This is a genomic window from Thermaerobacter litoralis (assembly GCF_054654595.1).
Genome location: NZ_BAAIES010000004.1, coordinates 261026 through 286054, shown reverse-complemented (window position 1 = coordinate 286054; position 25029 = coordinate 261026). Strand labels below are relative to the sequence as shown.

23 protein-coding genes are annotated in these 25029 nt (G+C 74.7%); 22 read left to right on the top strand and 1 reads right to left on the bottom strand.

Translation table 11 applies throughout. From position 1 onward, the window contains the following. Nucleotides 1-93: 93 nt before the first annotated feature. The 22 genes from ftsZ (at nucleotide 94) to pyrR (ending at nucleotide 23478) form a co-directional block, all read left to right on the top strand. A complete protein-coding gene (gene ftsZ, locus ACYQ02_RS03010) occupies nucleotides 94-1155 on the top strand; it encodes a cell division protein FtsZ (protein WP_460038952.1) in 1062 nt (353 codons plus the stop codon). Between the two features lie 464 nt (nucleotides 1156-1619). Then, complete coding sequence (locus ACYQ02_RS03005; protein WP_460038951.1) at nucleotides 1620-2972, top strand: sigma-E processing peptidase SpoIIGA; 1353 nt, start codon at nucleotides 1620-1622, stop codon at nucleotides 2970-2972. 28 nt (nucleotides 2973-3000) lie between these two features. Beyond that, a complete protein-coding gene (sigE, locus tag ACYQ02_RS03000) occupies nucleotides 3001-3735 on the top strand; it encodes an RNA polymerase sporulation sigma factor SigE (protein WP_460039038.1) in 735 nt (244 codons plus the stop codon). Between the two features lie 96 nt (nucleotides 3736-3831). Continuing rightward, the gene (locus ACYQ02_RS02995; protein ID WP_460038950.1) at nucleotides 3832-4170 is read left to right on the top strand and encodes a hypothetical protein; all 339 of its coding nucleotides are present in this window, start codon (nucleotides 3832-3834) and stop codon (nucleotides 4168-4170) included. Nucleotides 4171-4557: 387 nt separating this feature from the next. Beyond that, entirely contained in the window at nucleotides 4558-5337 is a 780-nt protein-coding gene (gene sigG, locus ACYQ02_RS02990) for an RNA polymerase sporulation sigma factor SigG (protein WP_460039037.1), read from the top strand. A 28-nt stretch (nucleotides 5338-5365) separates the two neighbouring features. After that, nucleotides 5366-6343: a stage II sporulation protein R gene (locus ACYQ02_RS02985; RefSeq protein WP_460038949.1), complete on the top strand. Its 978-nt coding sequence runs from the start codon at nucleotides 5366-5368 to the stop codon at nucleotides 6341-6343. 250 nt (nucleotides 6344-6593) lie between these two features. Next, nucleotides 6594-6890, top strand: a complete 297-nt coding sequence (locus tag ACYQ02_RS02980; protein WP_460038948.1) for a YlmC/YmxH family sporulation protein — start codon at nucleotides 6594-6596, stop codon at nucleotides 6888-6890. 38 nt (nucleotides 6891-6928) lie between these two features. Then, nucleotides 6929-7780 (top strand): peptidoglycan editing factor PgeF, encoded by an 852-nt coding sequence (gene pgeF, locus ACYQ02_RS02975; RefSeq protein WP_460038947.1) that lies wholly within the window; start codon nucleotides 6929-6931, stop codon nucleotides 7778-7780. A 172-nt stretch (nucleotides 7781-7952) separates the two neighbouring features. Beyond that, on the top strand, nucleotides 7953-8645 hold the full coding sequence (locus ACYQ02_RS02970; RefSeq protein ID WP_460038946.1) for a YggS family pyridoxal phosphate-dependent enzyme: 693 nt from the start codon (nucleotides 7953-7955) through the stop codon (nucleotides 8643-8645). A 12-nt stretch (nucleotides 8646-8657) separates the two neighbouring features. Next, nucleotides 8658-9116, top strand: coding sequence for a cell division protein SepF (locus ACYQ02_RS02965; protein WP_460038945.1), 459 nt, complete (start codon nucleotides 8658-8660; stop codon nucleotides 9114-9116). Nucleotides 9117-9172: 56 nt separating this feature from the next. After that, nucleotides 9173-9463: a YggT family protein gene (locus ACYQ02_RS02960; protein WP_460038944.1), complete on the top strand. Its 291-nt coding sequence runs from the start codon at nucleotides 9173-9175 to the stop codon at nucleotides 9461-9463. Between the two features lie 136 nt (nucleotides 9464-9599). Then, nucleotides 9600-10283 carry a DivIVA domain-containing protein gene (locus ACYQ02_RS02955; RefSeq protein WP_460038943.1) on the top strand — a complete coding sequence of 228 codons (684 nt, stop codon included), beginning with the start codon at nucleotides 9600-9602 and terminating at the stop codon, nucleotides 10281-10283. Between the two features lie 465 nt (nucleotides 10284-10748). Next, the gene (gene ileS, locus ACYQ02_RS02950) at nucleotides 10749-13517 is read left to right on the top strand and encodes an isoleucine--tRNA ligase (RefSeq protein ID WP_460038942.1); all 2769 of its coding nucleotides are present in this window, start codon (nucleotides 10749-10751) and stop codon (nucleotides 13515-13517) included. Between the two features lie 409 nt (nucleotides 13518-13926). Beyond that, nucleotides 13927-15024 (top strand): aspartate/glutamate racemase family protein, encoded by a 1098-nt coding sequence (locus ACYQ02_RS02945; RefSeq protein ID WP_460038941.1) that lies wholly within the window; start codon nucleotides 13927-13929, stop codon nucleotides 15022-15024. A gap of 224 nt (nucleotides 15025-15248) precedes the next feature. Continuing rightward, complete coding sequence (locus ACYQ02_RS02940; RefSeq protein ID WP_460038940.1) at nucleotides 15249-16913, top strand: amidohydrolase; 1665 nt, start codon at nucleotides 15249-15251, stop codon at nucleotides 16911-16913. A 16-nt stretch (nucleotides 16914-16929) separates the two neighbouring features. Next, nucleotides 16930-18036, top strand: coding sequence for a hypothetical protein (locus ACYQ02_RS02935; protein ID WP_460038939.1), 1107 nt, complete (start codon nucleotides 16930-16932; stop codon nucleotides 18034-18036). A gap of 223 nt (nucleotides 18037-18259) precedes the next feature. Continuing rightward, a complete protein-coding gene (gene fbp, locus ACYQ02_RS02930) occupies nucleotides 18260-19372 on the top strand; it encodes a fructose-1,6-bisphosphate aldolase/phosphatase (RefSeq protein ID WP_460038938.1) in 1113 nt (370 codons plus the stop codon). Between the two features lie 335 nt (nucleotides 19373-19707). Further along, entirely contained in the window at nucleotides 19708-20490 is a 783-nt protein-coding gene (locus ACYQ02_RS02925; protein ID WP_460038937.1) for a DUF5665 domain-containing protein, read from the top strand. A 29-nt stretch (nucleotides 20491-20519) separates the two neighbouring features. Continuing rightward, entirely contained in the window at nucleotides 20520-21269 is a 750-nt protein-coding gene (locus ACYQ02_RS02920) for a TraR/DksA C4-type zinc finger protein (RefSeq protein WP_460038936.1), read from the top strand. A 54-nt stretch (nucleotides 21270-21323) separates the two neighbouring features. Beyond that, nucleotides 21324-21815, top strand: a complete 492-nt coding sequence (gene lspA / locus ACYQ02_RS02915; RefSeq protein WP_460038935.1) for a signal peptidase II — start codon at nucleotides 21324-21326, stop codon at nucleotides 21813-21815. Nucleotides 21816-21821: 6 nt separating this feature from the next. Then, nucleotides 21822-22787: an RluA family pseudouridine synthase gene (locus tag ACYQ02_RS02910; protein WP_460038934.1), complete on the top strand. Its 966-nt coding sequence runs from the start codon at nucleotides 21822-21824 to the stop codon at nucleotides 22785-22787. Between the two features lie 139 nt (nucleotides 22788-22926). Further along, complete coding sequence (gene pyrR / locus ACYQ02_RS02905; RefSeq protein ID WP_460038933.1) at nucleotides 22927-23478, top strand: bifunctional pyr operon transcriptional regulator/uracil phosphoribosyltransferase PyrR; 552 nt, start codon at nucleotides 22927-22929, stop codon at nucleotides 23476-23478. Between the two features lie 115 nt (nucleotides 23479-23593). On the opposite strand, the gene ACYQ02_RS02900 is transcribed toward pyrR, so the two are convergent. After that, complete coding sequence (locus tag ACYQ02_RS02900; RefSeq protein ID WP_460038932.1) at nucleotides 23594-24997, bottom strand: glycerate kinase; 1404 nt, start codon at nucleotides 24995-24997, stop codon at nucleotides 23594-23596. Nucleotides 24998-25029 lie beyond the last annotated feature (32 nt).

Below are 25029 nucleotides of genomic sequence, written 5' to 3'. Positions count from 1 at the left end.
GAACCAGGAGCCCTTGTCCCGGGATCGCAAACCCCCAGGGGACCGGGCGATCCGGGAGGGTGCCGTGGCCCCGGCACCGGGGAGGTTTGGATCGTGCTGGAGTTTGACATGGAAAACCAGCCCTTTGCGGTGATCAAGGTGGTGGGGGTCGGCGGCGGCGGGAACAACGCCGTCAACCGCATGATCGAGGCGGGCCTGCGGGGCGTGGAGTTCCTGGCGGTCAACACCGACGCCCAGGCCCTGTCGGCGTCCCTGGCCTCGGAGAAGATCCAGATCGGCCGGCAGGTGACCCGGGGCTTGGGCGCGGGCGCCGACCCCGAGATCGGTCAGAAGGCGGCGGAGGAGAGCCGGGAGGAGATCAAGGAACGCCTCAAGGGCGCGGACATGGTGTTCATCACCGCCGGCATGGGCGGTGGCACCGGCACCGGCGCCTCTCCCGTCATCGCCGAGATTGCCACGGAGGTGGGCGCCCTGACGGTGGGGGTCGTCACCCGGCCCTTCTCCTTCGAGGGGCGCAAGCGGGCGGCCCAGGCGGAGATGGGCATCAACAACCTCAAGGCCAAGGTGGACACGCTGATCACCATCCCCAACGACCGGCTGCTGCAGGTGGTCGACAAGAAGACGTCGATCCTGCAGGCCTTCCGCGTGGCGGACGACGTCCTGCGCCAGGGCGTCCAGGGCATCTCCGACCTGATCGCCGTGCCGGGCCTGATCAACCTGGACTTCGCCGACGTCCGCACCATCATGATGAACACCGGCTCGGCCCTGATGGGCATCGGGGTCGGCCGGGGGGAGACCCGGGCGGTCGACGCCGCGCGGGCGGCCATCTCCAGCCCCCTGCTGGAGGCGTCCATCGAAGGGGCCAAGGGCGTGCTGCTCAGCATCACCGGCGGCACCGACCTGGGGCTGTACGAGGTCAACGAGGCGGCCGAGATCATCGCCCAGGCCGCCGATCCCGACGCCAACATCATCTTCGGCGCGGTGATCGACGAGACCCTGGAGGACGAGATCCGGGTCACGGTGATCGCCACCGGCTTCGACCCCAAGCCGGCGCCGGCCAGCACCGAGCTGGACGACCTGCCGATCAAGCCCTTCACCGGCGACGACCTGGACATCCCCCACTTCCTGCGCCGGCGCCCGCGGCCGGCCCGCTGACGGGCCGGCCGCCATCGCCGGCCGGCCATCCCGCCGGCCATCCCGCCGGGCGAACCGGCCCCGTGGCCCGCGGCCGGCCTTGCCCTTGCGGTCCGGTACCGCCCGGACCGCCTGCTGGGCGCGGGCCGCGTTCCACCGGGCCGGGGTGGCGGGAGCCTCGACATCGCCCCGTCCAGGACTCGACATGTTTCCCATCGCCCGGGTCGTATAATCAGACCGCCGGCGGCCAGGCCGCCGGCGGTCGTCGCCTTGGGGGTCCCCGAACCCGCGCGGCCTTCCGCAGCCTGCCGCGGCCCCCCGTGGGGCCCTGACGGTCGCCGCCGCGGGCGTCCCCGGTGGCCGGCCGGATCCCGCCGGGTCCCGGCCGGGCCGGGGGCGGGGGCCGGTTCTACCGGCCCGGTTCTAACGGCCCCGGGACCCGCATAGACATGCGATCGTGGCGATGCGCAGCGGGGGCGAGGCCCGTGCCGTACGTCTACCTGGACCTGTTCGTCCTGGTCAATGGCGTGGTGGACTACGCCCTCCTGGCCGCCACGGCCCTGGCGACCCAGGCCCGCACCAGCCGGTGGCGGCTGCTGCTGGCCACGGCCTGGGGGACGGCCTTCGCCTGTGCCGTCGTGCTGCTGCCCCCCGGCCCGTGGCGCAGCCTGCCCGCGGTGGTGCTGGCCTCGGTCGTCATGCTCCTGCTGGCCTTCTGGCCCGTGTCGCCCCGGCGGCTCCTGGCGCTGGTCGCCTGGTTCTACGGCCTGGCCTGCTTCGTGGCTGGGGGCGCCCTGGCCGTCCTCTCCCTGCTGGCCGGGCAGGAGATGCCCGTGCCGACCCCCGCCCTGGCGCTGGTCCCCGCCGTGGGGGCGGTGCTGGCGGCCGGCCGCTTCTTCTGGCAGGCGTGGCGCCGGCGGTCGCTGCCCGGGCCGCTGTACGTCACGCTGCGGGTGGTGTGCGAGGGGCGGTGGATCGACCTGCCCGCGCTGGTGGACACGGGGAACCAGCTGCGGGACCCGCTGACGGGCCTGGCGGTGGTGGTGGCGGAGGAACAGGCGCTGGCGCCCCTGCTGCCCCCGGCCTTGCGCCAGGCGGTGGCCGCGGGCGACGACATCGCCCAGTGGGCGCGGGCGGCGACCCTCTGCGGCTGGGCCGAGCGCCTGCGCATCGTGCCCTTCGCCTCCATCGGGCGGGAGCGGGGCTTTCTGGCGGGCTTTCGCCCGGACGCCCTGTGGCTGCAGCTGCCGGAGGGGGCGGTTCGCGGCCGGGGGGAGGGCATCCCCGCCCCGGCCCCGGCGCCGTCCGCGCCACCGGTGGCGGCTGCGCCGCCGGAGGCCCCGGCGGGCGAGGCCCGGCGGGCTGCGGCGGCCACCGCCGACCCGGCGCCTGCCCATGTCATAGGGGCCGAGCGGCCCTTCCCGGAAGCCACCGCCAGCCAGCTGCCCGCGGCCGCGGCGGCGGACCTCGCCCCGGCCGGGGTGCGGGGCGGGTCGCCGGCGGCGCCCGATCCAGCCAGCGGGGACCGGTGGGCCGCCGGCGGGGCGGTAGCGCCTCGACACGATGGGCCGGGTTCCTCCGGCCCGTTGCCGGCGGAGGGTGAGGCCGGTCCGACCGGCGACGCCGGCCGGGCCACCGGACCGGCCGGACCGGCGGGGGCCGGTTCGTCCCCCGGCACCGGCCGCTGGCGTGCCCTGGGCCCGGCGGTGGTGGCCGTCTTCCCCGGCCGCTTCACCGGGGATCAGCACTACGTCGCCCTTCTGCCCACCGCGTTGCTGGAGGCTCCGTCCGGCGCCCGTGGTGCCGCTGCTCCGGGTGCGGCGGCGCGGGTGTCCTAGACCTGATGGGAGGGAGGACCGGCAGGTGATGCGGCATCACTGGCTCCGGTTGAAGTGGTCCGTGCGCCTGGCCATCCTGCGCTGGCTGTTGCGCACCGGTGCGCCGTGGTTGCCCGTCCACTACATCGGCGGCAGCCAGGCCCTGCCGCCGCCGCTGACGGCCGACGAAGAGGAGCTCCTCCTCGACCGGCTGGACGAGGACGACCCGGCGGTGCGCCACACCCTGATCGAGCGCAACCTGCGCCTGGTGGTGTACATCGCCCGCAAGTTCGACAACACGGGCATCCCCATCGAAGACCTGGTGTCCATCGGCACCATCGGCCTGATCAAGGCGGTGAACACCTTCGACCCGTCCAAGCGCATCAAGCTGGCGACCTACGCGTCCAAGTGCATCGAGAACGAGATCCTGATGCACCTGCGGCGGACCAGCCGCACCCGCTACGAGGTGTCGCTCGATGAACCCCTCAACGTGGACTGGGAGGGCAACGAGCTCTTGCTCTCCGACGTGATCCCGGCCACCGACGGCGACGTGATCTACCGCGACCTGGAGGCCAAGGTGGACCGGCACCTGCTCCACCGCGCCCTGGCTCGCCTGAGCCCGCGGGAGCGTCTCATCATGGAGCTGCGCTTCGGGCTGGTGGACGGCATCGAGCGCACCCAGAAGCAGGTGGCGGACCGGCTGGGCATCTCCCAGTCGTACATCTCCCGCCTGGAGAAGCGGATCATCAACCGGCTGCGCCGGGAGATCCGCAAGATGGAATAGCCTGGGGCCAGATTTGAAAATTCTTTTCATTTTCGTGACGCCCGTCACAGGCCCCGGATGGCGGCCGGTGCATCCTGGAATCGGGAGGTGGTCCCGATGGCAGGGACACCGGTGGTCACGGTGGCGATGACGGAGCGGGAGATGGCCTTGCTGCGGAACGTGGCGGACTTCGCGGGCTTCGGCTGCGACATCCACGCGGTGGAGGTCGAACCCGGCGTCGAGCTGCAGGAGCTGGAGGAACTGGTCGATGCCCTGGACGCCGCCATGGAGGCGGGCGAGCCGCCGGCCCTGACCCGGCGGCAGCTGGAGGTGGCCTTCGGGCTGCTGGACTATCAACAGTGGCAGTGCCCGCTGGCCACCTGGTGCGAGGTCGACGACGCGACCCAGGAGGAACTGGACGTCCTGCGGGAGAAGCTGGAGGCCGCCCTGGCTTGAGGCCGGCGGCGGGCGGAGGCGCCGGGCCCGCGGCGGCGGGTCCGGCGCCTTTGTTGTTCTCCAAACCACACCTTCCAATCCAATAGTGAACGGCGCCCTCCCAAGGGGCGCCGGCAGGTCCTCACCAGCGCATTCGCTCGCGCGTCAACCATCCCCGTCTTTTACCCCCGGTCTTTAACCCCCGTTTCTCCTCGAGTCCATCCCCACGCATCTCCACGCATGCCCGTTCCCCCCGCGGGGAACGTTATGGTGAATGTTCGCCGGTCACCCGCTGCATAACCCCTTCCAGCCACGCGCATACTCCCCGTTGCAGGACGAGCCCGGGCTGCGCGCATAGGACCTGCCGCCGGAGGGAGCGGCCGGCAGGCGGGAGGGAGCCACGTGCCCATGAGCCGCATGATCAACAAGGTGGAGATCTGCGGGGTCAACACGGCCGAACTTCCCGTGCTCACCAACGAGCAGATGCGGGTGCTCTTCCGCCGCATGCGCGAGGGCGACGAGGATGCGCGGCAGCAGCTGGTCCAGGGCAATCTGCGGCTGGTTTTGAGCGTCATCCAGCGGTTCAACCACCGCGGCGAACCCGTCGACGACCTGTTCCAGGTGGGTTGCATCGGCCTGATGAAGGCCATCGACAACTTCGACTTGGATCAAAACGTGCGCTTCTCCACCTATGCCGTGCCGATGATCATCGGCGAGATCCGCCGGTACCTGCGGGACAACACGCCCATCCGGGTCAGCCGCTCGCTGCGCGACGTGGCCTATAAGGCGCTGCAGGTCCGGGATCAACTGACCCACCGGCACGGGCGGGAGCCCACCCTGGAGGAGATCGCCCAGGAGCTGGGGTTGCCGCGGGAAGAGGTCGTCCACGCCCTGGACGCGATCCAGGATCCCGTCTCCCTGTTCGAGCCGATCTACCAGGACGGCGGCGACCCGATCTACGTGGTCGACCAGGTCAGCGACGACAAGCAGCGGGACGAGCAGTGGCTGGAGACCATCGCCGTGCGCGAGGCGATGGCGCGCCTGGACGAGCGCGAGCAGCTGATCATCACCAAGCGCTTCTACCAGGGCAAGACCCAGATGGAGGTGGCCAACGAGATCGGGATCTCCCAGGCGCAGGTCTCGCGCCTGGAAAAGGCCGCCCTCCAGCGGATGCGCAAGTACATGTGAAAGGGCGAGGGGCATGGGGTTGCGAGGCATGGTGCGGCGATGGGCCGGGCGGTGGGGGTCCGGCCCGGCGGGTGACGGGTCCTTTTCGGTCCTGGACGAACGCGGCGGCCCGCGCGGCGGGAAGGACGGTGCCGGCGGGGCGGACGAACCCGGCGCCACCGCCTGGGGTGGTCGCGCGCCGGTCCCGGCGGTTCCGGGAGGGGTCACCGCGGCAGGCCGCTGGCGGGGGGTCCTGGCCTGGCTCCTCCTGGCCGTGGCGGTGGCGGCCGGCCTCGGCCCGCGGGTCATGGGGGCCGCCCCGGTGCCGGCGGCGACGGGCACGGCCCCGCAGCCGGCGGGACCGGCGGCGCCCCCGGCCATCGTCCGGCTCCACATCATCGCCCACAGCGACGGGCCGGCGGACCAGGCGCTGAAGCTCCAAGTGCGGGACGCCCTGGTCCCCCTGCTGGCCGAGACGGTGGCCGGCGCCCGCTCTCCCGACGAGGCCCTGGCCCGGGTGAACCGGGAGGCTCCCCGCCTGGAGGAACGGGCCGAGGCCGTGGTGCGGGAGGCCGGCTTCTCCTACGGGGTGCGGATCGAGACGGGCCGGTTCCCCTACGAGGAGCGGCGGCTGGGCGAGACCGTCTACCCCGCGGGGATCTATCCGGCGGTGCGGGTGATCCTGGGCCGGGGGGCCGGCCACAACTTCTGGTGCGTCCTCTTCCCGGGCCTCTGCTGGATGGGCGATCCCGGCCCCGCCGCGGAAGACGGCGGGCACGCCGGCGAGGGCTCCCCCGCGGCGTCCTGGGCGGCCGTGGATCCGGGCGAACGCGGGGGTGGGGTCGTCGCGGGGGTGACCTCCGGCGACGGCGCCACCGCCCCGGCATCCCCCGGCGGGCAGGGCAGCACCGCCTGGCAGCAGGGCGGGGCCGCGCCCCGCTGGTTCCTCCTGGACTGGTGGCACGCCAGCCTGGGCCGGTGGTGGGCGTCCCTGGGGTGGGCCCAGCGGGCCGCCGCCGCCCACTAGGACCGTCCTCGGCGGGCAGGGTCCGCCCTCGCAGGACCCCCCGCGCAGGCCCTCCCCCGCCCTCTCCCGCCTCATCGCGACGGCCGCCGCCTGCCGCGGCCGGACGCCCTCCTACCAAGGGTCCTGAAGGTGCCCGCGGGAACCCCGCGCCATGACCGAGGACCCCGCCAGGAACCCCCGGCGCCGGGACACGGGCCGCCGTCCCGGCATACCCTGGTGGCGGACGGCATGAGCTGCGGAGGTGACGCCGGTGCTGAAGACCTCCGACCTGCGCACCCGCGACGTGATCAACATCGTCGACGGGCGCCGCCTGGGCTGGGTCGGCGACGTGGAGATCGACCTGCAGACCGGGCGGATCCAGGCCATCGTGGTGCCCGGCCCGGCCCGGTGGTTCGGCCTCTTCGGGCGCGACCGGGACTACGTGATCCCGTGGGAACAGATCGTCCGCTTCGGCCAGGACGTGATCCTGGTCAACGTGCCGGGCTTCGTCGACATGGAAGGGGCGGCGGGGGCGGGCCGCGAAGGGATGGAGACGAAGGCCGGCTGATCCCAGGCCGGCGGATCCCGGGCCGGGGAGGGTCTGGCGTGGCGTCCGAACCAGCGCGGGCCGGTGCGGTGCTCCGGCAGGTGACGGCGCCCGGCGGGGTGGTGTGGCTGGTCCCACCGGAGGCGCCGCCGTGGCTCTTCCTCGCCTTCACCACCCGCCGCGGCGGCGTCAGCCAGGGGCCCTGGGCCGAGCTGAACCTGGGCCGTTCCACCGGGGACGAACCGGCCCGGGTCGAGGCGAACCGGCAGCGGGTCCTGGCGGCGGCCGGCTCCGGCTGGAGCTGGGCCGCCATGCCGCGGACGGTGCACGGCGCCGCGGTGGCGGACGTCCGGGCCGGCCGGCCCTGGGCGCCGGAGGAGGTGCCCGAGGCCGACGGGCTGGTAACCACCGATCCCGGCGTCCTGCTCTGGGCGACCTTCGCCGACTGCGTGCCCGTTTTCCTCTGGGGCGAGGGGCCGGACGGGACCCGGCACGGGGTCGCCCTGGCCCATGCCGGCTGGCGCGGCACCCTGGCAGGCGTGGCCCCGGCTGCGGCCCGCCGCCTGGCGGGGGCCCTGGACGCCGGGACGGACCGGCTGCATGCCCTGATCGGCCCCTCCATCGGTCCCTGCTGCTTCGAAGTGGACGAGCCGGTGCTGGAACGGCTCCACCGGCGCCTGCCCTGGGCCGGCGACGTCCTGAGCCCGTCGCCCCGCGGTCCCCGGCACCGGCACTGGGATCTGTGGGAGACCAATCGCCGGCTGCTGATCGAAGCCGGCCTGAAGCCCCATCACATCGCCGTGGCGGGCCTTTGCACCGCTTGCGATACGGCGACCTTCTTCTCCCACCGCGCCAGCGGCGGCCGGACCGGCCGGATGGCCGGCCTCATCGGCATCCGGCCGGGCGCCTGACCCGCCCGGCCAGGCCGCCTGCGGGCGCGCCGTTCCGCGCCGGTTCGTCGAAACCTGCAGGAGAGACGGCTTTCCGTATGGAATCGCCCTGCTACACTGGTAGGGCCGGCGGTCATCGCCTTGTCCAGACCACCGTCCGGGCCGCCGGCGCCTCCGGGGAGCGACGACGTCCATGACCGTTGCCGAGCGCGTCGCCGCGGTCCGGGAGCGGATCGCCGCGGCGGCGGAGCGGGTGGGGCGGGACCCCGCCGAGATCACCCTGGTGGCCGTGAGCAAGTCGGTGCCGGTGGCGGCCATGCGGGAGGCGTACGCTGCCGGCGTGCGCCACTTCGGGGAGAACCGGGCCCAGGAGGCCCGGGACAAGTTCCCCGCCTTCGGCGACGACGTTCACTGGCACTTCGTGGGCCGGCTGCAGACCAACAAGGTCAAGTACATCGCCCGCCACTGCCATCTGCTCCACTCCCTGGACCGGCTGGCCCTGGCCCAGGAGGTGGACCGGCGGGCGGGCCGCTGCGGCCGGGTCCTCCCCTGCCTGGTGGAGGTCAACGTGGCCGGCGAGGCGACCAAGGCGGGCCTGCCCCCGGAGAAGGTGGTCCCCTTCCTGCACCAGGTGGCGGGGCTCGGGGGCCTCCAGGTGGTGGGGCTCATGACCGTGGCGCCCCGTGTCGATCACCCGGATGAGGCGCGGCCCGTCTTCCGGCGGCTGCGCCAGCTGGCCGAGGAGGCCGCCCGGCAGTGCCGGGGCCTGCCGGGCATCGCGCTGCGCCACCTGTCCATGGGGATGACCGACGACTTCGAGGTGGCGGTGGAAGAGGGTGCGACCATCGTGCGCATCGGCCGGGCCATCTTCGGCGAGCGAGGATGAGGAGGAATGCCCATGGGGTGGATGGACCGGCTGCTGTCCCTGATCGGCTTCGAGGTGGAGGAAGAAGTGGTCGAAGGGCCGGCCGGGGAGGATCCCCAGGCGGGATCGCCCGCACCGCGCCGGCGGGAGGGCCGTTCCCCGCGGGAGCGGGGGGAGGGCGGCCCGGGGCCGCGGCCGGGCCAGCTGGTTCCCCTGGCGCCCGGCACCCGCTCCCAGCGGGTCGTCATCGCCCGTCCCCGCTCCTTCGACGAGGTCCAGGAGATCGCCGAGCACCTGAAGAACCGGCGCCCCCTGATCCTCAACCTCGAGGACACCGACAAGGAGACGGCCCAGCGCATCCTCAACTTCCTGAGCGGGACGATCTACGCCCTGAACGGGGAGATGCACCGCATCGCCAACGGGGTCGTGTTCTTCGCCCCGCAGAACGTGGAGACCCTGGTCGACCGGCCGGACTTCCTCTCCCGGGATTGACGGCCGGGACCGCCGCGGTGCGGGGGGCGAGGGGGAAGCGGGTAGGAGGGTGAGCGTTGACCGACCTCTTGGTCAGGTTCCTGGTGCAGTTGATCCACGGGCTGGCGACGGCCTTCTTCTGGCTCCTGCTGATCCGGGTCATCATGTCGTGGTTCATCCAGGGTAACTACAACCGGACCTTTCACGATATCTACCGTGTACTGGTCCAACTGACGGAGCCGGTCCTGGCGCCCATCCGGCGGGTGATGCCCGCCACCGGGCCCCTGGACCTCTCGCCCCTGGTCGCCCTACTCCTGGTGCAGCTGGTGGAACGGCTGCTGGTGCGCTTGCTGTTGCTGCTGGCGTGACGAAGACGCCGGCGTGGGGACGGTGTCGGACGGCGGAGGGACCGTGTCGTGACGGTGGCTCCGGCGGCGGGCCGGGCGCGGTGGTGGGGAGCCGCGGCGGCGCCGCGGTGGGGCCGATCCCCGGGAGGTGGCATGGATGGCGCTGACGCCCCTGGACATCCACAACAAGCAGTTTTCCCGCTCCTTCCGCGGCTACAACGAGACCCAGGTGGACGAGTTCCTCGAGCAGGTGGGCCGCGAGTACGACCAGGTCCTGCGGGACAACGCCGCCCTGCGGGAGCAGGTGGAGGCGCTGACCGCCAAGCTCGAGCAATACCGGCGGCTAGAGGATACCCTGAACTCCACCCTGGTGGTCGCCCAGGAGACGGCGGAGGAGGTCAAGGCCAGCGCCCAGAAGCAGGCCGAGCTCTTGATCAACCAGGCGCGGCTGGAGGCCGAGCAGATCGTCCAGGCAGCCCGGGCCAAGGCAGAGGAGATGGAGCGGCGCTACCAGGAGCTCCTGGGTAGCATGAGGGCCGCCCGGGCCCGGATGCGGGCGATGCTGATGGCCCACCTCCAGCTGCTGGATGAGGAGGAACCGGCGGACGAGGGCGACGGCGAGGCCGGGAGCTCGCCCGCCCTGGGGGCGGGCGAGGGGAGTGCCCTCCAGCGGGATCCGGCGGACGAACCGGCCGCCCGGGCCGGCGAGCCCAAGGCCTCCGCCCGTCCCGGTGCCGGCGAGGCCGGTGGCGCCCTCGGGCCGCTGGCGGCCCCCTCCCCGGCCTCCTGGAGCGGGGTCCGGGAGGTGGCGGCAGGCCGCGACGGGCCGGCCAGCCGGTAGGCCGGCGGCCGCGGGGCGGCGGACGGGGGCGGCGCGGTTGCGCCTTGACGGCCCGCCCCCGGGCCTCTACAATGTGCCATAATCCGACAGGGCGGGAGCCGCGGGCCGCGAGGCCGCCCCGCCCGGCGAGCGAAGCTGGCGATGACGGGGCCAGTAGGGCCGGCGGGCCAGCCGGCTGCAGAGAGCCCGGGCCACCGGCTGCAAGCCCGGGCGCCGGGCGCCGCCCGAAGATCCCCCCGGAGCCGCCCACCGAACCCGCCCGGAGCCTTGGGTGTTACGGCCGCAGGCACCCCCCGGGGCTGGCAGTAGGCTGGGCCGCCTGGCCCCCGTTACGGGCCCAGAGTGCCCGGGCGCCTCAAGGGATCGCTGGACGGCGGCGTCCGCCCGGGAACAAAGGTGGTACCGCGAGGGAGAACCCCTTCGCCCTTTGGCGAAGGGGCTTTTTCTTTTCGGAGGAGGGGGAGCGTGGACTACCGCGAGACGCTGAACCTGCCCAGGACCGACTTCCCCATGCGGGCGAACCTGCCCCAGCGGGAGCCCGAGATCCAGCGCCGCTGGGACGAGATGGACCTCTACCGCCGCCTGCGGGAGGCCCGCCGCGGCCGGCCGCGGTTCATCCTGCATGACGGCCCGCCCTACGCCAACGGCGACATCCACGTGGGTACGGCCCTCAACAAGATCCTCAAGGACGTGGTGGTGCGCCACGCGTCCATGGCGGGCTACGACGCGCCCTACGTGCCGGGCTGGGACACCCACGGCCTGCCCATCGAACGGCGCGCCCTGGAGGTGCTGGGCGTCGACCGGCGGGCCATCTCGCCCGTCGAGCTGCGCAACCGCTGCCGTGACTACGCCCTCGACCAGATGAACCGGCAGCGCCAGCAGTTCCGCCGCCTGGGGGTGCTGGGCGACTGGGAGCGGCCTTACCTCACCCTGGAGCCGGAATACGAGGCGAAGCAGATCGAGGTCTTCGGCGAGATGGCCCGGCGGGGCTACATCTACCGCAATCTCTACTCCGTCTACTGGTGCCCGGTGGACGAGACCGCCCTGGCCGAGGCGGAGATCGAGTACCGGGAGAAGACCTCGCCCTCCATCTACGTCGCCTTCGAGGTGGTGGACGGCCGGGGCCGGCTGCCGTCCGGCGCCCGGCTGGTGATCTGGACCACCACCCCCTGGACGATCCCGGCCAACCTGGCCATCGCCGTCCACCCCGAGGCCCGCTACGTGGCGGTGGAGACGGACCGCGGGCCGCTGGTGGTGGCCGAGCCCCTGGTGGAGCGGGTGCTGGAGGCCACCCGGCTGGACGAACGCGGCCGTTTGGGCGCCTGGACGGGGGCGGAGCTCGAAGGCGTCACCTACCGCCACCCGCTGTTCCAGCGCACCTCGCCGGTGGTCCTGGCGGACCACGTCAGCATGGAGGAGGGCACGGGGCTGGTCCACACGGCGCCGGGTCACGGCCAGGAGGACTTCGAGGTCGGCCGCCGCTACGGCCTGCCCGTCCTCAGCCCCGTGGACGGCAGCGGCCGCTTCACCGAAGAGGCGGGGCCCTTCGCCGGCCGGTTCTACGCCGACGCCAATCCCGAGATCGTCCGCGCCCTAGACGAGGCGGGGGCCTTGCTGGCCCAGGGGACCATCCGGCACCAGTATGCCCACTGCTGGCGCTGCCGCCAGCCGGTGATCTTCCGCGCCACCACCCAGTGGTTCGCCTCGGTGGAGGGCTTCCGCCGGCAGGCCCTGGAAGCCATCGACCGGGTGCGCTGGATCCCGGCCTGGGGCCGCGAGCGGATCCACAACATGGTGGCCGACCGCGGCGACTGGTGCATCTCGCGCCAGCGGGCCTGGGGCGTACCGATCCCCGTCTTCTACTGCGAGGACTGCCAGGAGCCGGTGATCACCGAGGAGAGCATCGGCGCCGTGGCCGCGCTCTTCCGGCGGGAGGGCTCCAACGCCTGGTTCGAGCGGGAGGCGGCGGAGATCCTTCCCGAGGGGTTCGCCTGTCCCCATTGCGGCAGCCGCAAGGGCTTCCGCAAGGAGACCGACATCATGGACGTGTGGTTCGACTCCGGGTCGAGCCACGCCGCGGTCCTGGAGACCCGGGAGGAACTGGCCTGGCCCGCCGACCTCTACCTGGAGGGGTCGGACCAGCACCGGGGCTGGTTCCAGTCGTCGCTGCTGACGGCGGTGGCGACCCGGGGCCAGGCGCCCTACCGGGCCGTCTTGACCCACGGCTTCGTCGTCGACGGCGAGGGCCGCAAGATGTCCAAGTCCCTGGGCAACGTGGTCGACCCCAACGACGTGATCCGCCGGTACGGGGCTGACGTGCTGCGCCTGTGGGCGGTCTCGTCGGATTACCGGGGCGACGTGCGGATCTCCGAGGACATCCTCAAGCAGATGGCCGAGATCTATCGGAAGATCCGCAACACCCTGCGCTTCCTCCTGGCCAACCTGGGCGACTTCGACCCGGCCCGGGACGCCGTGGCCCATGCCGAGCTGCCCGAGCTGGACCGCTGGGCGCTGGCGCGCCTCGCCCAGGTGACGGAGCGGGTCCGCCGGGCCTACGACGAGTACCAGTACCACCTGGTCTACCACGCGGTCCACAACTTCTGCGTCACCGACCTGAGCGCGTTCTACCTGGACGTGCTCAAGGACCGGCTCTACGCCTCCCTGCCGGCGGATCCCCAGCGCCGGGCCGCCCAGACGGTCCTCTACCAGCTGGCGCGGACCCTGACCCTGCTGCTGGCGCCCGTGCTCTGCCACACGGCGGAGGAGGTGTGGGGCCACCTGCCGCGGCTGGAGGGCGACCCGGAGAGCGTCCACCTGGCGCTCCTGCCCGAGCCCCAGGAGGCCTGGCGGGACGAGGAACTGCTGCGCCGGTACGAAGTCCTGTTGGAGGTGCGGGAGGAGGTCTACCGTGCCCTCGAGCAGGCGCGCCAGGACAAGGTAATCGAGGTGCCGGCGGAGGCCCGGGTGACCATCGCGGGGCCGGCGGCCGACGCCGCCCGGGTCCTGGAGTCCTTGTCGGAACGGTTGCCCGAGCTGTTCCTGGTGGCGGAGGTGCGGGTGGAACCGGCCGCGGGCGCCGGCCCGGCCGTCCGGGTCGAGCGGAGCCCCCTGGCCCGCTGCGCCCGCTGCTGGCGGCACGTGGCCGGCGTGGGTGACGATCCGGCCCACCCCGACCTCTGCCCCCGTTGCGCCACGGTGATCCGGCACCTGGAGGCGTCGCCGGCGGCCGACTGAAGAGCAGGGCGGGTCCTTTCCGGGCGGCCAGGGGCGGCGGGCCGGGAGGGAGCCGTCCCGTCCCGGCCGTCCCGTGCCGGCCGCCCCGCCCCGCCGGCCGGCCCCGACGCGGGCCCGCAATCGGTCCCGGGCGCCCTGGCAGCGGCGGTCCCCGATCAGGACGCCGCTGCCGGTCCCGGGTGCCCTGGACTGGGCACCTGTCCCGCCGCCGGTGCATACTCCTGCGGTACGGCGAGGGGCCGTAGCGGGGACGGGCCCGGGCGGGCACCGGTCGACCCCGGACGGGCGGGAGGAGGGTAGGCCCGCCCGTCGAACCCCCAGGTCATCATGCCGGCGGTACCTACCCCGGAGGCGGCGTGCTCCTCAAGGCGGCCGCCCCCGCCGCCGGCCGCCGGAGGCCCGATGGACGATGACCCTTCATTCCAACGGCATTCCGCAGCAGCGGTCGCAGCAGCCAGCGGCCGGGCCCGGTCCCGGCCACCCGGCCCCGCCCGGTGGGCCCGTTCGTCCGGCGATGGAGTCCGGCCGGGCGGGGGCCGGCGTCCCCACCGGCGAGATGGCGATGCCCCCGTCGCCACCCGACGACGACTACGCCGCCCGGGCGGCGGCCGCCGGGCGAGCGGGCGATCCGGGGCCGGCCATCGGCATCCTCGGCGGGATGGGCCCCGAGGCCACCGTCGACCTGTTCGCCAAGATCGTCCGTGCCACGCCGGCGCGGGTCGATCAGGACCACGTCCGGATCGTCATCGACAACAACCCCAAGATCCCGGACCGCACGGCTTACCTGCGGGGCGAAGGGCCCGATCCGGTGCCGGCCATGGTGGCGGCGATCCGGGGGCTCGCCGCCCTGGGGGCGAGCTTGATCCTGATTCCCTGCAACACGGCCCACGTCTACTTCGACCGGCTGCAGGCGGAGAGCCCGGTTCCCATCCTCCACATCATGCGGGAGGTGGCGCGGGCCCTGGCGGCCGGCCGGATCCCGGCGCCCGCCGGTGCCACGGGGCCGGGGGTGCCGGCGGCGATCCCGGCCCCGGGAAACGGCGTCCGGTCCCCGTGGGCGGGGACCCCGGTTGCGGGCGGCGCGGCGGCGATGGCCAACGGGCTGCCGGGCGCCGGTCCCGAGCTGCCGCTGCCGGCGGGGGGGCCCGTGGGGCTTCTGGCCACGGAGCTGACGGTGCAGAGCGGGCTCTACCACCGGGCGCTGGCCGAGGTGGGCCTGGAGGTGCTGGTCCCCGAACCCGAATACCAGGCCCTGGTCACCCGGGCGATCTTCGGCGCCGACGGGATCAAAGCCGGGGTCTACGAGCCGGCCCGCCAGCGGCTCTTGGCGGCGGGGCGCCATCTGGTGGAGCGGGGGGCCCGGGTCCTCATCGCGGGATGCACCGAGCTGCCCCTGGTCCTGCGGCCCGGCGACTTCGCCGTCCCCTGGGTGGACCCGGCGGAGATCCTGGCCCGGGCCGCCCTGGCCCGGGTCCTGGCGGCGCCGGCGCCGGCGACCCGGGGCTGACCGGGCCGCCAGTGGGGGCGCCGTCACCCTCCCGGGGCGGCAGGGGCCGGTGCCCAGAGGGCGCCCGCCTGCCTGGCGGCCGGTTGCCTGGCGGCCGCCATCCCGGCCCGGCATGCCGCCCCCGCATGCCCCCGCATAGCCCCGCATCCCGCGGCGGGATCCCGCCCGGGACGGCCGCAGTCAGGGGATCCGGCAGTCAGGGGATCCGATGGGAGGATGGCCACGTGACGCGTCACGACTCCATGGATTCCGCCGCGGGCTCGGGAACCGGCCGGGTGCTGGTCGGCCGCATCCTCCCGGCGCCGGGCACCGGAGCACCGCCCGCCCAGGCCGTGTTCTTCCACCAGGGCCGGGTGGCGGCCCTGGGGTCGGAGGCGGCGGTGCGGGAGGTGGCGGGGCCGCGGGCGGAGGTGGAGATCCTGCCCCGGGAGGCGGTGGTCCTGCCCGGGTTCGTCGACGGCCACTGCCACCTGCTGTGGTGCGGGGCGGTGGCGAGCCAGCTGGACCTCCGGGACGTGTCGTCCCCCGACGAACTGGCGGCCCGGGTGGCCCGCCGGGCCGCCCAGCTGCCGCCGGGCACCTGGATCGAGGGCTACGGCTGGGACCAGAGCCGGTTCGACCCGCCGCGCTGGCCCGACCGCAGGCTTTTGGACCGGGCCGCCCCGGACCATCCCGTCCTGCTGCGGCGGGTGTGCCGGCACGTGGCGGTGGCCAACGGCGCGGCCCTGGCCGCCGCCGGCGTCCACCGGGATACGCCGGACCCGGCGGGGGGCCGGTTCGTCCGGGACGAGGCGACCGGCGAGCTGACGGGTTTGCTTGAGGAAACCGCCATCGAGCGGGTGGCGGCCGCCCGCCCCGAGCCCGGCTTCGCCGAGCGGCTGGCCGGTCTTCTGGAGGCCATCGCCCAAGCCCATGCCGTGGGCATTACCGCCGTCCACAGCCACGACGTCCACCAGCCCGGGGAGCTGGAGGCCGTCCGGGCCCTCTACGCCGCCGCCCGGGAACGGGGCCGGCCCCTGCGGGTCGCCCTGGACGTGGGGGCGGCCGCGCTGGCTGACGCCCGGGCGTGGGGCCCGTCGGGGCACGGCGACCCGTGGCTGCGGATGGGGTCGATCAAGTTCTTCGCCGACGGGTCCCTGGGGGGCCGGACGGCCGCCCTGCGGGAGCCCTACGCCGACGGCGACGGCCAGGAGCGGGGCCTGCTGCGCCACGAGCCGGAGGAACTGGCCGCCCTGGTGGCCGAGGCGGCCGCCGCCGGGTACCAGGTGGCCGTCCACTGCATCGGCGACCGGGCCGTGGACGTCGCCCTGGCGGCGGTGGAGGCTGCCCGGGGCCGGGGCGGGCCCGGGCGGCACCGGCTGATCCACGTGCAGGTGATGGCCCCCGAACACCCGGCGCGCCTGGCGGCCGCCGGCGTGGTGGCCGAGATCCAGCCGCGGTTCCTGGTCTCGGACCTGGCCTTCGTGGAGGATCGCCTCGGCCCGGCGCGCAGCCGCTGGGCCTACGCCTGGCGCAGCCTGCTGGCGGCCGGCGTCCCGCTCTCGGCGGGATCCGACGCGCCCATCGAACCCCTGGCACCGCTCGAGGGGGTGCAGGCGGCCGTCACCCGGGACGATCTGGCCGGCCACCCGGCCGGGGGCTGGCACCCCGAGGAGCGGCTGACCGTGGGCCAGATCCTTCGCGCCTACACCGCCGGCGCCGCCTACGGCGCCCTGGCGGAAGGGCTCTGGGGCAGCCTCTGGCCCGGCGCCCTGGCCGACGCGGTGGTGCTGGGGGCCGACCCGGAGGAGGTCCCTCCCCACGACCTCCGGCACATCCCCATCCTCGCCACCTATGTCGCCGGCGAGGCCGTCTACCGCCGGCCCGGGGCGGTCCCCTCGGCATACTAGGCCGGGGGGGCGTGCCTTGGCGTCCATCGCTGCGGACGGATCCCGCCAACCGATCCTGCCCCGCTGGTTCTGGGACGAACTGGCCGCCGCTGCGGGCTGGCGGCGCCGGCCGTGGCCGAGCCCCGTCCCCGACGGCCTGCCGCCGGCCGTCGGGGATGGGGGGTACCTGGTCCGGCCGTGGCCGGGGCCCGGCGGCCGCGACGACCCCCGGGGGGCGTGGCTCTTGCTCCCCGGCGGGGCGCCGGCGGCAGGGCCGGGCGGTGTCCCGGGCCGGCGCGGGGCGGCGCCGGATGCCGCCGGCGGAGGGTGGGCCGGACTCGACCCCGCGGGCGGCTGGCCCGCCTGGGAGGCCTTGTGGCGCCGGGCCGCCCGGGAAGAAGGGGCGCGGCTTGTCACCTGCCTGGCCTGGCAACCCCTGGGCGACCTGGCCACCCACAACGGCCTGCTGGCGGCCGGGTTCGTGCCGGTGGACGAACCCCTGATCCTCTGGTGGATCGACGGCCCGGGGCGCGGCGGCTGGCGGGCGGAGCCGGCGGCCCGGCCGGTCGAGCCGGGCCGCGGGGCCCTGGCGGGATGGCGGCTGCCCTTGCTCGAGCCGGCCGGATGCCCGCCGGTGACGGCCTCGGAAGCCTTCTGGGAGGCCGTCGAGCGGCAGGTGGTCCGGGCCGGGCGCGGGCGGGTGTGGCTGCGGGGTGCGGCCGGGGTCCTGGCGCTCCGGGACGGCCCGGCGGGCTGGGTGCTCCCCCTGCTGGCGCCGGAGCCGGCCACGCGCCCCTCCCCGGCGCCGGGCGGGGGCGGGCGTGCCGAGGCCTGGGCCGCCGTCGTCGCCGCGGCCGTCGCCGACCTGATCCGGGCCGGCTGCCGCCGGATTGCGGGTATCACGGGACCGGGGGCGGCCGGGCCGGGTGGGGGAGGTGCGGGTGGGGACGGCCCGGCAGGCGGCCCGGTTCGTCCCCCGGGCGGCCCCGGTGCAGCGCCGGCGAGCGCGGTGCCGGGGAGCGTGATGCCGGGGCTGCCGGAAACGGCGGCCACCGTCCCCTGCCTCGGCCCCTACGACGCCTGGCCCGCCGGCCAGGGACTCCGAACCCGGGCCCTTCGCCGCCGGCGCCCCCGGCGGCTGTAGCTCCCTGGGACCTGCCGTCTTTGTAGGAATCTACCACCCCCCTGTTGAATTGGCTGCACCGGAAGAGGCCGTTCAACACCGGCCGCGACGGGGAGGAACCGGCCGCGACGGCGCGGACCGTCCGGCCGCGCGCCGGCCGGTCCACCGGTCCGGCGACGCAGGAGCGGGGCGGGCGCCCGCCGGTTCCACCGTCCCGGGGTCGCGGCCATTGGGGGTTTGCGCCATGGACGTCACGGTGAGCGTGATCAAGGCGGACGTGGGCAGCGTGGGCGGCCACACCCGGCCCAGCGACGAGCTGCTGGAGGCCGTGCGGCAACGGGTGGAGGCCGAACGCGGCGGGCTCTTGCTGGACGCCCGGGTCTTCTACTGCGGGGACGACATCTCCATCCTGATGACCCACCAGCGGCCGCCAGGCGACGAGGCGATCCACCGGCTGGCGTGGGAGGCCTTCCGGGAGGGCACGGCGGTGGCCCAGCGCCAGGGGCTCTACGGCGCGGGCCAGGACCTGCTCAAGGACGCCTTCTCCGGCAACGTGCGGGGCATGGGGCCCCAGGTGGCCGAGCTGGCCCTGCGCGAGCGCCCCAACGAGGCGCTGATGATCCTGGCCGCCGACAAGACGGAGCCGGGCGCCTTCAACCTGCCGCTGTACCTGGCCTTCGCCGACCCCATGTACTCGCCGGGCCTGCTGCTCTCCGAGGAGCTCCACGCCGGCTTCCGGTTCGTCATCATGGACGTCGAGCACACCGAGGGCGACCGGCTGATCACCCTGGACGCGCCGGAGCGGCTCTACGACATCGCCGCCCTGCTAAGGGACACCCACCGCTACGTCATCGCCGCCATCTGGTCGCGCAAGTACCCGGACGAACAGGCGGCGGCCGTCAGCACCACCCGCCTGCGCCAGATCGCCGGGCGGTACGTGGGCAAGGACGATCCCGTGGCCATCATCCGGGTGCAGAAGATCTTCCCCGCCACCGAGGAATTCGGGCCGCCCTTCGCCCTGGGCGCCTTCGTCGCCGGCGACACCCGGGGCAGCCACAACCTGCCCCTGTTGCCGGTGCCCGTCAACACGCCGGCCAGCACCTTCTTCTGCCATCCCATGGTGACGGCCCTGGGCTTCTCCCTGCGCGACGGGCGGCTGACGGGCCCGGTCGACCTCTTCGCCGATCCGGTGTGGGAGCCGATCCGGCACCGCATCGTGGCCAAGGCCGTCGGCATGCGCCAGCAGGGCTTCTTCCAGCCGGCCATGCTGCCGATCTCGGAGCTGGAGTACGGCGGGATCACGGCGCGCCTCAAGCGGCTGGATGCCGAGTTCCGCGTGGAGGCGGCCGACGCCTGAGGGGTGGCTCCGTCGCCCGCCGGAGGATTCCGGCGCGTCGATTCCGGGGCCATCACCCCGGACCCGCAAGACCAGCCCCATGACGGGCCGGGCCCGCGCACAACGAAGGCCGATCCCTGGCGGCGCCCCGTCCCCGGCACCCCGTGCCGAAGGACGGGGCGCCGGCGTTGGGGGCCGGCAACCCGGACAGGCTAGGAGGGGACGGGACGAGAGGCTGGGCGGAACGACGGGGTCGGCTGCCGCCGGCCGGCGGGCCCGGGGGCGCGGGCGGCGGGCCGGCAGCGGCCGCCGGCGGAGCCCTGCGGGCCATCGGCCCGCGGCGGGAGGAAGGGACCATGGCCAAGGGGCGGACCATGGCCGGGGGACGGCGCAGCGGGACCACCGCAGACCCAGGGACCCCCACCGCCGGGGTCGCGCAGGAGCGGGCCGGCCGGCGGTCCCCGCCGGCCGCCGGCCCGGTGCCAGTCAGCCGGCGCACGGCCGCCGGCGTCGCCACCCAGCGGCTCGCCGTGGGCCGGGAAGGGCCCGGTCGCGGAGGGCGTCCTGGGCCCGCCGGGAGCCTTGGCCGCCCGGGTGGAGGGGCAGAGCCGCTCGACCCGCCGGGGCCGGCGGCTCTCACCGGGCGACGGGTGCGGCGGGTCCTCCCCAGCCTGGCCGGCTGGGGCCGCCGGGTGCTGCAGGCCGCGGGGCCGGCCGGTTCGTCCGGGGAAGGGGCCAGCGGCCATCGCCGGGCCTTGCCGGCCATGGGCCGGCCTCCCCGGCAGGGCCGGGCGACCCGGGCCGAACCGCCGCCGCGCACCCTGCTGGCGGGCATCCTCCACCGGCTGGACGAGCTCAGCTGGCGGTGGGAGCGGATCAGCATCGGCGAGTATCTGGCCCTGTTCCACGATCCGGGCCGGCTCTTCTGGATGAACTTCCTGGCCGGCGTGGCCCGGGGGCTCGGCGCGGCGGTGGGGTTCACCCTGCTGGGGGCCCTGGTGCTGCTGGCCCTGCAGCGGGCGGTGGAGCTGAACCTGCCGTACATCGGCAGCCTGGTGGCGGACCTTTTGCGCATCGTCCGAACCGAGCTGGATGGCGGGACGACCCCGGGCCCCGGCGGGGCGCCGCCGGGGCCGTGAAGAGCCCGCGCTGACAGGGGGAATGGCCCATGCGACCGGACGTCCGCGAGCACTTCCGCCGCCGTCTCCTGGAGGAACGGCGGCGCATCGCCGAGGATCTGCGGTACAACAGCGACATCGGGCGGGTCTCCCAGCGGGAGTCGATCAGCGAACTTTCGACCTATGACAACCACCCTGGGGACGTCGGCACCGAGACCTTCGAGATGGGCAAGGACATCGGCCGCCGCCGCGACATCCAGCGGGCCCTGCACGACATCGATGCCGCCCTGGCCCGGCTCGAGGATGGCACCTACGGTTATTGCCAGCGGTGCGGCCGCCCGATCCCGCGGGAGCGCCTGGAGGTGCTGCCGGCCACGCCCTTCTGTGTGGAGTGCGCCACGGCCATGGCTGAAGAGGAGAAGAAGGTCCGCGGCACCGCCCGGCCCATCGAGGAGGAGATCCTCTCGCCGCCCTTCGCCCGCTCGTGGCGGGACGACACCGACGAGATCGACTTCGACGGGGAGGACGCCTGGCAGTCGGTGGCCCAGTACGGCAGCTCCGACACGCCCCAGGACGTCTGGGAACCGGCCACCTACCCCGACGTCTACGAGGACGCAGGGGATGACAGCGGGCTCGTCGAGCACACGGATCGCCTCGTGGACCGGCGCTTCGAGTCGGCGGAGGACGTGGCCGTGGCCCAGGAGGCGGTCAAGGAGCACCGGCGCCGGAACACCGGCGGCGACGGGTCCTTCGACGCCCCGGCCGGCGACGGCAGGGATGACGAACCCTTTGGGGAATGAGAACCCCCAGAGCGTCCCTCGTCACCCCTGGCGACGGCAACAGGAGGCAACGGCTTGTTACCCATCTGGACCGCCCTCTTGGTGCTGGCCGCCGATCAGGCGGCCAAAGCCTGGGTTCTGGCCCGCGTCGCCCCCTGGGGCACCGTGCCGGTCCTCCCCGGCGTGGTGCGCTGGACCTACGTCCAGAACCGGGGGGCCGCTTTCGGTCTTCTCCAGAACCAGACGCTGTTCTTCATCGTGGTGGCGGCGGTGGTGATCGCCGCCATCCTCTACTGGCTGCCCCGGCTGCCCGGACGGGCGGGGTTGGCCCGTTTCGCCCTGGGCCTGCAGCTGGGCGGCGCCGTCGGCAACCTGATCGACCGGCTGCGCTGGGGTTACGTGGTCGACTTCGTCGACCTGGAGTTCTGGCCGCTGCACCGCTGGCCGGTGTTCAACCTCGCCGACGCGGCCATCGTCGTCGGCACCGGCCTGCTCGTCCTCTGGCTGCTGGGCGACGAGAAGGCCGGTCCGGACCCGGTGCGGCGGCCGGGGGGAGGGGGGAACTGAACGCCCATGGCCGATGACCCACCTGCCACCGGGCAGGCGGTGCGCCGGGCGGTGTTCACCGTCCCCGCCGCAGCGGCGGGGGAGCGGCTGGACGTCTTCCTGGCCGAGCAGGACGGGCTCGAGCTGACCCGTTCCGCCATCCAGCGGCTGATCCGCAGCCACCGGGTCTGGGTGAACGGGCGGACGACCCGGCCCAGCCGCCGCCTGGAACCCGGCGAAGAGGTGGTCGTCGAACTGCCGGAACCGGAACCCTCCGGGGTTGTGCCGGAAGCCCTGCCGCTGGACGTGGTCTACGAGGACGCCGACGTGGTCGTCCTCAACAAGCCGCGGGGCTGGGTCGTCCATCCGGCACCTGGCCATCCCCAGGGGACCCTGGCCAACGCCTTGCTGGCCCGGTATCCCGAGATGGAGGGGGTGGGCGGGCCGGGACGGCCGGGCATCGTCCACCGGCTGGACCGGGACACCACCGGCCTTCTGGTCGTCGCCCGCAGCCCCCTGGCGTATCGGGAGCTGGTGCGGCAGCTCAAGCAGCGGCGGGTGCGCCGGGAGTACCTGGCCCTGGTGCGGGGCTGGCCCGAGGTGCGGGAGGGCACGGTGGAGGCGCCCATCGGCCGCCACCCCACCGACCGCACCCGCATGGCGGTGGTCACCAGCGGGGGCCGGCCGGCCCGCACCCATTTCGCCGTGGTCGAACAGGCCGGCCGCTACACCCTGTTGCGGTGCTGGCTGGATACCGGCCGGACCCATCAGATCCGGGTCCACCTGGCCTTCATCGGCCTGCCCGTGGCCGGCGATCCCGTCTACGGCGGCCGGCGGGCTGAGGGGGAGCTGGGGCTCAAGGGACAGGCGCTGCACGCCACCCGCCTGGCCTTCGCCCACCCGCGGGACGGGCGGCCCATGGACTTCCAGGTGCCGCCCCCCGCCGACTTCCTGGAGGCCCTCGAGCGGGCGCGGGCCGGCGCCGCTGGCTGAGGCGCCGGCGCCGCAAGGGTGAGGGCGCGGCCACGGCCGGGGGAGGGGCGGGGGTGCCCCGGGACGAGGCCCCCAAGGCGACCCCCGTGGAAGATCGCGGGACCGCCCGCCGGCGCGGGCGGCAAGGGGAGGGAAGCCCATGGCAGGAGGATTGAAGGAGAAGGCGCGGATCATGGACAAGGAGGCCTTGCGCCGCGCCCTGGTCCGCATCGCCCACGAGATCGTCGAGCGCAACCGCGACCTGGATCAGGTGGTGTTCATCGGCATCCGCCGGCGGGGCGTGCCCATCGCCCAGCGGCTGGCCCGGGCCATCGCCGAGTTCGAGGGCAAGGAGCTGCCGGTGGGGATCCTGGACATCACCCTCTACCGCGACGACCTCTCGCGCCTCAGCGAGCGGCCCACCGTCAACAACACCGACGTGCCCTTCTCCATCGAAGGCAAGCACATCATCCTCTGCGACGACGTCCTCTACACCGGGCGCACCATTCGCGCCGCCCTGGACGCCCTGGTGGACCTGGGCCGGCCGGAGACCGTCCAGCTGGCCGTCCTGATCGACCGGGGCCACCGGGAGATCCCCATCCGGGCCGACTACGTGGGGAAGAACGTGCCCACCTCCCGGCGGGAGGTCATCGAGTGCCGCCTGGAGGAAGTGGACGGCGTGGACGAGGTCTGGATCATGGAACAGCCCTGAGGGGACGCCCGCTGCCTGACGGCGTGGCGCCGGCCTGACGGCACGCCGGCGGGCGGGGGTGGAACGGGTTCGCTAGCGCCGGGCCGCCCGGCGCCCCGGGCGTCACCGGGGGGACCTAAAGGGCGGGGGGCCCGGCCCCTCCCTGCCCGCCCAGGTCCCGGCCCAGGCGGATCAGGGCCAGGGCGGCCGCCGCGGCCGCCTCCAGGTTGCGCGCCGCGCCGGCCAGGGCCTGGCGGACGCTCATGGGCCCCGGGGTGGCCGCCAGCAGGGCGGCCACCCCGCGTGCCTTGAGGGCCGGTTCCACCGCGGGATCGACAGCGCCGGAAAGGACAATTACCGGCCGGCCGCGGGCCTGGCAGCGAGCCGCCACCCGGGCGACCAGCTTGCCGGCCAGGGTCTGGGCATCGGTCCGGCCCTCGCCGGTCAGGACCAGATCGGCCTCCTCCAGGTGCCGGTCGAAGCCGGCGGCGTCCATCACCAGTTCCGCGCCGGGCCGCAACCGGGCGCCGAGGAAGGCGACGAGCCCGAAGCCGAGCCCGCCGGCCGCCCCGGCGCCGGGTTCGTCCCGCAGGTCCCGGCCCAGGGTCCGGGCAGCCACCTCGGCCAGGCGGCTAAGGCCTGCCTCCAGGATCTCCACCTGTTCCGGGGTCGCCCCCTTCTGGGGCCCGTAGACCCGGGCGGCGCCCCGGGGCCCGGTGAGGGGGTTGTCGACGTCGCAGGCGACCTCCAGGGTGACCTGGGCGAGACGGGGATCGAGGCCGGACAGGTCGATGCGATCGAGGCGGTTCAGGCTGCCGCCCCCGGGTGGCAGGGGCTGGCCGGCGGCGTCCAGGAAGCGAGCCCCCAGGGCGGCCAGCATGCCGGTGCCGCCGTCGGTGGTGGCGCTGCCGCCGATGGCGACCAGCAGCCGGCGGCAGCCGTGGTCCAGCGCGTCGCGGATCAGCTCCCCGGTGCCGTAGGTGGTGGCCTCCAGCGGGCGGCGGCGGCCCGGCGGGACCAGCAAGAGCCCCGAAGCGGCGGCCATCTCCACCACCGCCGTCTGCCCGTCGCCGAGCAGGCCCCAACGGGCCTGGACGGGCTGGCCCAGGGGACCGGCCACCTGCCGCTGGACCCAGCGGCCGCCCGTGGCCCGGACCAGGGCCGCCGCCGTGCCCTCGCCGCCGTCGGCCAGGGGGAGCAGGGTCGTCCTCGCCCCGGGCCAGCTGCGGGCTACCCCCCGGGCCATGGCGGCCGCGGCCTCTTCCGCCGTCAGGCTGCCCTTGAAGGAGTCGGGGGCCACCAGCACCCGGAGCACCGGCCCCGGCGGCGCCGGGGGCGGCGGCGCCGGGGCCGGCGACGCCCCCAGCACCAGCCCTCCGGCCTCCGGCATCCGGCCCGATGGGCCGGCCGAAGGCGCCTCCCGGGCCGCCGCCCGGCGGCCCGCGGGACCGCGGCGGGCCGCCTCCTGCCCAGCGGCCTGGTGGGTAGGCCCCTGGGACCTGGCCGTGCGGGGGTGGTTCAGGTCCTTGTGCTGGTCCACAGCGACCCCTCCCGTACCGGTTCCCGCCGTCC

Bases quoted from the DNA above. Each gene is read 5' to 3' on its own strand.
- pyrR (WP_460038933.1), top strand. From the start codon at position 22,927: ATGGCAGGAGGATTGAAGGAGAAGGCGCGGATCATGGACAAGGAGGCC.
- sigE (WP_460039038.1), top strand. From the start codon at position 3,001: ATGCGGCATCACTGGCTCCGGTTGAAGTGGTCCGTGCGCCTGGCCATC.
- ACYQ02_RS02985 (WP_460038949.1), top strand. From the start codon at position 5,366: ATGGTGCGGCGATGGGCCGGGCGGTGGGGGTCCGGCCCGGCGGGTGAC.
- ACYQ02_RS02995 (WP_460038950.1), top strand. From the start codon at position 3,832: ATGGCAGGGACACCGGTGGTCACGGTGGCGATGACGGAGCGGGAGATG.
- ACYQ02_RS02965 (WP_460038945.1), top strand. From the start codon at position 8,658: ATGGGGTGGATGGACCGGCTGCTGTCCCTGATCGGCTTCGAGGTGGAG.
- ACYQ02_RS02910 (WP_460038934.1), top strand. From the start codon at position 21,822: ATGGCCGATGACCCACCTGCCACCGGGCAGGCGGTGCGCCGGGCGGTG.
- fbp (WP_460038938.1), top strand. From the start codon at position 18,260: ATGGACGTCACGGTGAGCGTGATCAAGGCGGACGTGGGCAGCGTGGGC.
- ACYQ02_RS02970 (WP_460038946.1), top strand. From the start codon at position 7,953: ATGACCGTTGCCGAGCGCGTCGCCGCGGTCCGGGAGCGGATCGCCGCG.
- ACYQ02_RS02925 (WP_460038937.1), top strand. From the start codon at position 19,708: ATGGCCAAGGGGCGGACCATGGCCGGGGGACGGCGCAGCGGGACCACC.
- ACYQ02_RS02955 (WP_460038943.1), top strand. From the start codon at position 9,600: ATGGCGCTGACGCCCCTGGACATCCACAACAAGCAGTTTTCCCGCTCC.
- sigG (WP_460039037.1), top strand. From the start codon at position 4,558: ATGAGCCGCATGATCAACAAGGTGGAGATCTGCGGGGTCAACACGGCC.
- ACYQ02_RS02945 (WP_460038941.1), top strand. From the start codon at position 13,927: ATGACCCTTCATTCCAACGGCATTCCGCAGCAGCGGTCGCAGCAGCCA.
- ACYQ02_RS02920 (WP_460038936.1), top strand. From the start codon at position 20,520: ATGCGACCGGACGTCCGCGAGCACTTCCGCCGCCGTCTCCTGGAGGAA.